Origin of the sequence: Streptomyces sp. WELS2 (assembly GCF_013870595.1) — a bacterium.
Classification (GTDB): Bacteria; Actinomycetota; Actinomycetes; order Streptomycetales; family Streptomycetaceae; genus Streptomyces.
This window is the reverse complement of record NZ_JACBWZ010000207.1, coordinates 1-8,777: the sequence shown is the minus strand read 5'-3', so window position 1 is coordinate 8,777 and position 8,777 is coordinate 1. Positions and strand designations below refer to the sequence as shown.

The 8,777-nt window shown below is 71.0% G+C and carries 9 protein-coding genes; 4 read left to right on the top strand and 5 right to left on the bottom strand.

Features of this window, described 5'->3' with window-relative positions; translation table 11 throughout:
• Positions 1-371: 371 nt before the first annotated feature.
• On the top strand, positions 372-1,124 hold the full coding sequence (locus H5J33_RS14820) for an MBL fold metallo-hydrolase (protein ID WP_181795377.1): 753 nt from the start codon (positions 372-374) through the stop codon (positions 1,122-1,124).
• A gap of 60 nt (positions 1,125-1,184) precedes the next feature.
• Here H5J33_RS14820 and H5J33_RS14815 read toward each other — a convergent pair whose 3' ends face one another.
• Complete coding sequence (locus tag H5J33_RS14815; protein WP_181795376.1) at positions 1,185-2,447, bottom strand: PTS transporter subunit EIIC; 1,263 nt, start codon at positions 2,445-2,447, stop codon at positions 1,185-1,187.
• Positions 2,448-2,624: 177 nt separating this feature from the next.
• The gene (locus H5J33_RS14810; protein WP_181795380.1) at positions 2,625-3,911 is read right to left on the bottom strand and encodes a PTS transporter subunit EIIC; all 1,287 of its coding nucleotides are present in this window, start codon (positions 3,909-3,911) and stop codon (positions 2,625-2,627) included.
• A gap of 155 nt (positions 3,912-4,066) precedes the next feature.
• Here H5J33_RS14810 and H5J33_RS14805 point away from each other — a divergent pair, with 155 nt between their 5' ends.
• The 3 genes from H5J33_RS14805 (at position 4,067) to H5J33_RS14795 (ending at position 5,640) form a co-directional block, all read left to right on the top strand.
• Positions 4,067-4,300 (top strand): glucose PTS transporter subunit EIIB, encoded by a 234-nt coding sequence (locus H5J33_RS14805; protein ID WP_030610403.1) that lies wholly within the window; start codon positions 4,067-4,069, stop codon positions 4,298-4,300.
• Between the two features lie 78 nt (positions 4,301-4,378).
• Positions 4,379-5,113, top strand: a complete 735-nt coding sequence (rph, locus tag H5J33_RS14800) for a ribonuclease PH (RefSeq protein ID WP_181795375.1) — start codon at positions 4,379-4,381, stop codon at positions 5,111-5,113.
• A 113-nt stretch (positions 5,114-5,226) separates the two neighbouring features.
• Positions 5,227-5,640, top strand: a complete 414-nt coding sequence (locus H5J33_RS14795) for a hypothetical protein (RefSeq protein ID WP_181795374.1) — start codon at positions 5,227-5,229, stop codon at positions 5,638-5,640.
• A 182-nt stretch (positions 5,641-5,822) separates the two neighbouring features.
• On the opposite strand, the gene H5J33_RS14790 is transcribed toward H5J33_RS14795, so the two are convergent.
• From H5J33_RS14790 to H5J33_RS14780, 3 genes are read right to left on the bottom strand one after another with little or no spacing between them, the layout of a single operon-like run.
• Entirely contained in the window at positions 5,823-6,806 is a 984-nt protein-coding gene (locus H5J33_RS14790; protein WP_181795378.1) for an ATP-binding cassette domain-containing protein, read from the bottom strand.
• Positions 6,787-7,614 (bottom strand): ABC transporter permease, encoded by an 828-nt coding sequence (locus H5J33_RS14785; protein WP_309485406.1) that lies wholly within the window; start codon positions 7,612-7,614, stop codon positions 6,787-6,789. The genes H5J33_RS14790 and H5J33_RS14785 overlap by 20 nt, the downstream gene beginning before the upstream one ends.
• Positions 7,607-8,407 carry an ABC-2 family transporter protein gene (locus H5J33_RS14780; protein WP_181795373.1) on the bottom strand — a complete coding sequence of 267 codons (801 nt, stop codon included), beginning with the start codon at positions 8,405-8,407 and terminating at the stop codon, positions 7,607-7,609. The genes H5J33_RS14785 and H5J33_RS14780 overlap by 8 nt, the downstream gene beginning before the upstream one ends.
• Between the last annotated feature and the right edge of the window lie 370 nt (positions 8,408-8,777).

Here is an 8,777-nt window from a genome sequence, read left to right as displayed (position 1 = left end):
CGGACGTGCTAGTAAAACGTTTGTACGACAAACAGCTGTGCCGATATGTTGACCCCGGGGACGAGCGTGGCCACCAGCGCGAGCAGCACCACCGCGGCGAGCGCCAGCCACCAGGACGTGTCCATACGACGACGTTACCGGCGCGCGCCGCACATCGCGCGCCCTCCCGGGAACCCGTTGCGCCCCCGGTCCAGCCGAACCGGTGACAGCGCAGGTGAGTTCGCCCACAACGGCCCCTGGCGGAGGAGCGACCCGCGCCGTCGCGCCTTACGCTCGACGGACCGCACGACCCCCGACAGCCCCTCAGCCCCTCGTCCGAGTGGCCCCACCATCCTGCCCACCGCTTTTGCGCCAACGGAGGTTTCTGCTTCATGAAGCTCACCGTCGTCGGCTGCTCGGGGTCGTTCCCGTCCGCGGAATCGGCCTGTTCGAGCTACCTCGTCGAGGCCGACGGCTTCCGGCTGCTTCTCGACATGGGCAACGGCGCCCTGGGCGAGCTGCAGCGCCACTGCGGTCTCTACGACCTCGACGCGATCTTCCTCAGCCACCTGCACGCCGATCACTGCATCGACATGTGCGCGTACTTCGTGGCCCGCTACTACCGCCACGAGGGCGGCCGGTGCGACCCCCTGCCGGTCTACGGCCCCGAGGGCACCGAACACCGCCTGACCACGGCCTACGCGGACACCCCCTCAGCCTCCTCCATGAGCGAGGTCTTCGACTTCCACACCGTGAAGCCCTCCACCTTCGAGATCGGCCCCTTCACCGTGCACACCGAGCGGGTCCGCCACCCCGTGGAGGCGTACGGCATCCGCGTGGAGCACGGCGGGAAGTCGCTGACGTACTCCGGCGACACGGGTGTCACCGAGGCGCTGGACGAGCTGGCCCGGGACACCGACCTGTTCCTGTGCGAGGCCGCGTTCACGCACGGCAAGGAGAGCATCCCTGACCTGCACCTCAACGGCCGTGAGGCGGGCGAGACGGCGGCCCGCGCGGGCGCCCGCCGGCTGGTGCTGACCCACATCCCGCCGTGGACGGACCCCCAGGTCAACCTGCGGCACGCGCGCGAGGTGTTCCCCGGACCGGTGGAGCTGGCCGTGCCCCGGCGGACGTACGAGATCTGACGCCCCGGCACGCGAGAAGGCCCCGGAGCCATGGGCTCCGGGGCCTTCGTCACGTCTCGCTCACGCCTTGGTGAGGTCCTCGACCTCCTCCTCGGGCTCGCGGCCCGGGGTCTTCAGGTCGAACTTGACGATCGCGAACCGGAAGACCGCGTAGTAGACGGCCGCGAACACCAGGCCGACCGGAATGATCAGCCAGGGCTTGGTCGCCAGGTTCCAGTTCAGGACGTAGTCGATCGCGCCGGCCGAGAAGTTGAAGCCGGCGTGGACGCCCAGCCCCCAGGTGACCGCCATGGACACGGCCGTCAGCACCGCGTGGACGACGTAGAGGACCGGGGCGATGAACATGAAGGTGAACTCGATGGGCTCGGTCACACCGGTCACGAAGGAGGTCAGCGCCAGGGAGACCATCATGCCCATCACGGCCTTGCGGCGCTCGGGGCGGGCGCAGTGCGCGATGGCGATCGCGGCGGCCGGCAGACCGAACATCATGATCGGGAAGAAGCCGGTCTGGAAGAGGCCGGCGGAGGAGTCGCCGGCGAGGAACCGGGTGATGTCGCCGTGCACGATCTCACCGGAGGCGTTCTTGAAGTCGCCGAGCTGGAACCACGCCACGGTGTTGACGAACTGGTGCATGCCGATCGGGATCAGACCGCGGTTGACCAGGCCGAACAGGGCGGCGCCACCGGAGCCGAGGCCGGTCATCCACTCACCGAAGCTGGTGATGCCGTCGCCGATGGGCTCCCAGACGAGGCTGAAGAGCACGCCGACCAGGGTGCCGACGAAGGCCATGATGATCGGCACCAGCCGGCGGCCGTTGAAGAAGCCGAGCCAGTCCACCAGCTTGGTGCGGTGGAACCGCTGCCAGATCACGGCGGCGAGCAGACCCATGATGATGCCGCCGAGCACCCCCGGGTTGTTGTACGTCGCCGCGACGATCTTGCCCTTCTCGATGTGCTCCTCGGTCACCGGGAAGGCCTGCAGCACCTTGTCGTAGACGAGGAAGCCGACCAGCGCGGCGAGCGCGGTGGAGCCGTCCGCCTTCTTGGCGAAGCCGATGGCCACACCGATGCAGAACAGGATGGGGAGGCTGCCGGTGATGGCACCGCCCGCGGCGTTGAAGACGGTCGCGACCTTGTCCCAGCCCAGGCCGTCCTTGCCGAAGATGTCGTCCTGGCCGAGGCGGACCATGATGCCCGCCGCCGGCAGGACGGCGATCGGGAGCTGCAGGCTGCGGCCGACCTTCTGCAGGCCCTGGAGCAGGCCCGCCCCCTTCTTCTTCGCCGGCTTCTTGGCCGGGGCCGCCGACTCGGTGGCGGTGGTCATACTTCCTCCATCGGGCAGGGCGCCGCCCGGGAACCATGGAAGGGGACGGCAGCGTCTCTGGTCTACACCACCTGTGGTGTAGACCTGTTGTAGCACGATGAAGGCGGCGTAAGGAACCCGTGATTCCGCGACCGCGGCGCTACGCGCTGTGCGCCTTGGACCCGCGCTGACCCGGCCTCAGACCTTGGTGACGTCCTCCGCCTCCTCCGCCGGCTCCCGCCCCGGTGTCCTCAGGTCGAACCGGGTGATCGCGACGCGGAAGACGGTGTAGTAGACGGTCGCCAGGCACAGGCCGATCGGGATGATCGCCCACGGTCTCGTCGCCAGGTTCCAGTTGATCACATAGTCGATCAGTCCCGCCGAGAAGCTGAACCCGTCGTGCACCCCGAGCGCCCAGGTCACAGCCATCGACACCCCGGTGAGCACGGCGTGCACGGCGTACAGGGCCGGCGCGACGAACAGGAACGAGTACTCCAGCGGTTCGGTGATGCCGGTCACGAACGAGGTCAGCGCCACCGACAGCATCAGGCCGCCGGTCTCCTTGCGCCGCTCCGGCCGCGCGCAGTGCGTGATGGCCAGCGCGGCGGCCGGCAGCGCGAACATCATGACCGGGAAGAAGCCCGAGGTGAACTGGCCGGCGTGCGGGTCCCCTTGGAGGAACATGTTGATGTCGCCGTGCACCACCGTGCCGTCGGGCTTGGTGTAGCTGCCGAACTGGAACCAGATGGGCACGTTGAGGAACTGGTGCAGCCCCACCACCAGCAGCGCCCGGTTGGCCACCCCGAAGATGCCCGCGCCCCAGGCGCCCGCGTCCCGCAGCCACCCGCCGAAGCTCTCCAGGGCGCCCCCGACGGCCGGCCAGACCAGCAGGCACAGCGCCGCGAACACGATCGCCGTGAACGCCGTGATGATCGGCACCAGCCGGCGGCCGTTGAAGAAGCCCAGCCAGTCCACCAGGCGGGTGCGGTGGTAGCGGGCCCAGAAGAAGGCCGCCAGCAGACCCATGACGATGCCGCCGAAGACGCCCGGGTTCTGGTAGGTGAACGCGGTCACCGTGCCGCTCGCCGCCTGGCAGCCGGTCGTCACCACCCTCGCGCCCGCCGGGCACGCCTCGGGGAACTGCCGCAGCACGCCGTAGTAGACGAGGAAGCCGGTCACCGCCGCGAGCGCGGTCGAGCCGTCCGCCTTCTTCGCCATGCCGATCGCGACGCCCACGCAGAACAGCAGCGGCAGCCCGAGCTGCCCGTCCAGCAGGGCGCCGCCCGCCCCGCTCATCACCTTGGAGACGTCCGTCCAGCCCAGGCCGTCCGCGCCGAACAGATCGGGCTGGCCCAGCCGGTTCAGGATGCCCGCCGCCGGCAGCACGGCGATGGGCAGCTGGAGGCTGCGGCCCATCTTCTGCAGGCCCTGGAACAGGCCGTTCCAGCGGGCCCGGAGGGGGCCGGCCGTGCTCTCGGCGCTCATGGGTTTGGCGACCTTCCCCACGGTGGTGTAGACCAGTCGGCGGACGGTTCCGCTGTTGTGATCGCCATCCTTGGGCACGGACGGCACGACCGCTCGCGAAGATGGGCCAACTGTGGGTTACTGCGACCAAGCGGTTCTGAGCAGGGAGAAGGAATATGGCCAGCAAGGCTGAGAAGATCGTCGCCGGGCTCGGTGGCATCGACAACATCGAGGAGATCGAGGGCTGCATCACCCGGCTGCGCACCGAGGTGTCCGACGCGAGCCTGGTCGACGAGGCCGCCCTGAAGGCCGCCGGCGCCCACGGCGTCGTGAAGATGGGCACCGCCATCCAGGTCGTCATCGGCACCGACGCCGACCCGATCGCCGCGGAGATCGAAGACATGATGTGAACCGCACCGGTTCACCCTGAAGGGGCTTCTCCCACCGCGGGAGGAGCCCCTTCGTCCGCTACGGCTAGGCTCGGCGGCATGTCTCGCATCGACGGCCGTACGCCCGAACAGCTCCGCCCGGTCACCATCGAACGCGGCTGGAGCAAGCACGCCGAGGGCTCCGTGCTCATCTCCTTCGGCGACACCAAGGTCTTCTGCACCGCCTCCGTCACCGAGGGGGTCCCGCGCTGGCGCAAGGGCAGCGGCGAGGGCTGGGTCACCGCGGAGTACGCCATGCTGCCCCGCGCCACCAACACCCGCGGCGACCGCGAGTCCGTCAAGGGCAAGATCGGCGGCCGCACCCATGAGATCTCCCGGCTCATCGGCCGCTCCCTGCGCGCCGTCATCGACTACAAGGCGCTCGGCGAGAACACCGTCGTCCTCGACTGCGACGTCCTCCAGGCCGACGGCGGCACCCGCACGGCGGCGATCACCGGCGCCTACGTCGCCCTGGCCGACGCCGTCGCCTGGGCCCAGGGCAAGAAGCTGGTCAAGGCCGGCCGGCAGCCGCTCACCGGCACCGTCAGCGCCGTCTCCGTCGGCATCGTCGGCGGTGTCCCGCTGCTCGACCTCTGCTACGAGGAGGACGTGCGCGCCGACACCGACATGAACGTCGTCTGCACCGGCGACGGCCGCTTCGTCGAGGTCCAGGGCACCGCCGAGGCCGAGCCCTTCGCCCGCGACGAGCTGAACGCCCTGCTCGACCTCGCCGTCGGCGGCTGCGCCGAGCTGGCCGCGATCCAGCGGGCGGCCCTGGAGAGCGCGCGCGCCTGACGAGCCTTGAGGGGTCCCGCCGGCAACCCGCCGGGACCCGGTGGCGTCCCTGTGGATACGGGCGCGCGGCCCACCGCCGCGCGCCCGGCCGTCCCAGGGGAGGGGAACCCGCCATGCCCGCCAGCCGACGCCCACGCCCACGCCGGGCCCGGGTCGCCATCGTCGCCGCCACGGTGGCCGCCGTCGCGCTCACCGCCGGCCTGACCACCGGCTGCGACGCCGTGGACAAGGCGCTGGACTGCGTACAGACCGCCGACGCCGTCGCCGACGGCGTCACCGACCTCCAGCAGGCCGTGGAGAACGCCGCGAACGACCCCGCCAAGGCCGACGCCGCGCTCGACTCCATCGAGAAGAACCTCCGCGGGATCGGCGACAAGACCGACGACGCCGACGTCGACAAGGCCGTGGACCACCTCGGCAAGGCCGTGGACAACGTCCGTACGGCGATCAGGAACGGCGACGCGACACCGGACGTGAGCCCGGTGACGGACGCGGCCGGGGAACTGACCAAGGTGTGCGCGTCCTAGGACCCGTCTGACAACTCCCGTCTGCCACGCGACGTCATGCACGCATTCTCGCCGCACCGGCCCCAGACCCGAGTACGTCCGGTACGAGGGCCTGGATCCGGCCCGCCGAGAGCACGCACCCGACGCCGCGCGGCCGCCCTTCGGGCGACGACTCGTCGGACAGGCCCTAGCCGGCCGGCGGGCTACGGCGCCGTCCGCTCCGCGTACATCCGGGCGATGACCGCCTCGATGTCCGGCTCCCGCACCGACAGGTCCACCAGTGGATAGCGGGCCGCCAGATGCGCGACGAGCGGCGCCGCCGACTGCCCCGCCGGGAACGCCAGCCACTGCCGCGGCCCCTCCACCCGCACCACCCGGGCCGCCGGCACCTCCACCGGCGGCAGCTCCCGCTCCAGGTCCACCACCAGCGTCCGCTCGCTCTCCCCGGCCTCGTGCAGCCCCGTGAGCGCGCCGTCGTACACCAGCCGGCCGTGGTCGATCACCATCACCCGGGAGCACAGCTGCTCGATGTCCTGGAGGTCGTGCGTGGTCAGCAGCACGGTCGTGCCCCGCTCGGCGTTCACCTCCCGCAGGAACTCCCGCACCTTGGCCTTCGACACGACGTCCAGGCCGATCGTCGGCTCGTCCAGGTACAGCACGTCCGGGTCGTGCAGCAGGGCCGCCGCGATGTCCCCGCGCATCCGCTGCCCCAGCGACAGCTGCCGCACCGGCACGTCCAGCAGGGCGCCCAGCTCCAGCAGTTCCACCAGCCGGTCCAGGTTCCGCCGGTAACGGGCGTCCGGGATGCGGTACATGCGGTGCGCCAGCCGGTAGGAGTCGATCAGCGGCAGGTCCCACCACAGCGTGGTCCGCTGCCCGAACACCACCCCGATCCGGTGCGCCAGGCGGGTCCGCTCCCGCGCCGGGTCGATGCCCGCCACCCGCAGCCGCCCGGCGCTCGGCGTCAGGATCCCGGTCAGCATCTTGACGGTGGTCGACTTCCCGGCGCCGTTCGGCCCGATGTACCCGACCATCTCCCCGCGGGCCACGGTGAACGACAGCGAGTCCACCGCCCGCACCTCGCGCCGCTCCCGCCGCCAGAACCCGGTCTTGCGGCGCACCTGGAAGACCTTCTCGACGTTCTCCAGCGTGATGAAGTCGCCCACGTCAGCTCCCTGTGCTGCGATACGAACGAAGTCCCGCCCGCCAGGCCAGCCCCGCGAGCGCGCAGCACGCCACCGCCACGAGCGGCGAGACGAACGCGGTCCACTCCGGCAGGCCCAGCGGATACGGCCGCCCCAGCACATAGGTGGCGGGCAGCCAGTTGACGAAGGCCAGCGGCAGCACGAACGTCACCCCGCGCACCAGCTCCTTCGCGAACACCGTCGGCGGGTACTGGAGCAGCGTCGTCCCGCCGTAGGTGAAGGCGTTCTGCACCTCCGAGGCGTCCTGCGCCACGAACTGGAACGCGGCCCCCGCCACGAACACCGCGCAGAAGATCCCGCAGCCGCTCGCCAGCATCACCGGCATCAGCAGCAGCCGGTCCGCCGTCCAGCCGATGTCCACCCGGGTCAGCGACCAGCCCAGCACCAGCGCGCCCTGCGTCACCCGGCCCAGCCGCCTGAGCGCGAACCGGTCGGCCGCCAGCTGCGCCAGCACCGGCGCCGGGCGCACCAACAGCGTGTCCAGCGTGCCGTCCCGCACCCGCCGGCCCAGCCGGTCCATCGACCCGGTCAGCAGGTCCGCCAGGCCGAAGGAGGTCGCCGACAGCCCGTACAGGAACGCCACCTCGGGCAGCGGGTAGCCGCCGAGCGCGTCCACCCGGGAGAACATCAGCATGATCGCGACGAAGTCGAGGAAGGTCGCCGCGAAGTTCCCGAACGTGGTCATGGCGAAGGACGCGCGGTAGGCCATCGTGGACCGCACCCACATCCCCGCGATCAGCCCGTACGCCCGTACCCCCTCGGCCGCCCGCCCGAAGCGCCCCTCAGCCACCCTGCACCACCACCCGGCGCGTGGCCGCCGACTGCGCCAGCCGCCCGGCACCGAGCAGCACGACCGCCCAGGCGCCCTGGAACAGATAGGTGGACAGCGGGTCGGCGTGCCCCAGCAGGACGTCCGCCGGGGCTTGCAGCAGCGAGGACCAGGGCAGCACCCGGACGACCTCGCCGAGAGCGCCCGGGATCACGTTCAGCGGCAGCAGCATGCCCGAGCAGAAGTAGCCGAGCAGCCACGCCATCTGGGTGACACCGGTGCCGTCCAGCAGCCAGAACGCGCTCAGCGCCACCAGGTACCGGATGCCGAAACCGACCAGCATCGCGAGGACGACGGCCACCAGGAACGCCGCCCACCGGCCCGCGTCGGCCGGCAGCGACACAGGGAAGCACAGCGCGCCGAACACGAACGGCACGACGCCCCGGCCCAGCAACTGGAACAGCGCCCGGCCCAGGTCCGCCGCCAGCCACCACAGCTGGAGGTCGGCCGGCCGGTACAGGTCGATCGCCACGTCCCCGGTGCGGATCCGCTCCATCAGCTCGTCCTCGACCCCGCCGCCCCCGATCGCCAGCGTCGACAGGAAGGCCTGCCCCAGCCAGACGTAGGTCAGCGCCTGCGCCTGGTCGTAGCCGCCGAGGTGGGGCCGCTCGTCCCACAGCGCCTGGTAGGTGTAGACGAGAATCAGACCGAAGACGGTGTTCGTGAACACCCCTGCCGCAGTGGCGGCACGGTAGGTCGCGTACCGTCGGAACCCCCCTGCCGTGACAGTCGCGTACAACCGTCCCGCGCCCACGTCAGTCGACCTCCTCGGACCACTCGACACCGAAGCGCAGGAGCCTAGCCCGGCGACCCGGCGGCCGGCCACGCGTTTTCCGCCGGAACCATTCCGGAATCCGGGAACGGAACGCCAGGTGCGAGAGTCTTCAAGCAGGGGGAGCGCAGAAGCGTACGAGGCGTACGGGAACGTACGACGCGAAACAGGAGTCCGTGCACGACATGAGCGACGAGCCGCAGCCGCAGCAGCCGAACGAAGGCGTGGCGCCGGAAAAGCCGCTGCCGGCTGAAGGGCCCGGGAAGCCGGGGGGCCGCGAGGAGAAGGCCGCCGAACAGCGCACCGACCGGCCTCGACGCCCCGAGGGGGCGGGGGCCGGCGGCACCGGTGG

What these genes read in the sequence shown, in the direction of transcription:
- H5J33_RS14820 (WP_181795377.1), top strand. Translation starts at nt 372, where the DNA reads ATGAAGCTCACCGTCGTCGGCTGCTCGGGGTCGTTCCCGTCCGCGGAA.
- H5J33_RS14815 (WP_181795376.1), bottom strand. Translation starts at nt 2,447, where the DNA reads ATGACCACCGCCACCGAGTCGGCGGCCCCGGCCAAGAAGCCGGCGAAG.
- H5J33_RS14810 (WP_181795380.1), bottom strand. Translation starts at nt 3,911, where the DNA reads ATGAGCGCCGAGAGCACGGCCGGCCCCCTCCGGGCCCGCTGGAACGGC.
- H5J33_RS14805 (WP_030610403.1), top strand. Translation starts at nt 4,067, where the DNA reads ATGGCCAGCAAGGCTGAGAAGATCGTCGCCGGGCTCGGTGGCATCGAC.
- rph (WP_181795375.1), top strand. Translation starts at nt 4,379, where the DNA reads ATGTCTCGCATCGACGGCCGTACGCCCGAACAGCTCCGCCCGGTCACC.
- H5J33_RS14795 (WP_181795374.1), top strand. Translation starts at nt 5,227, where the DNA reads ATGCCCGCCAGCCGACGCCCACGCCCACGCCGGGCCCGGGTCGCCATC.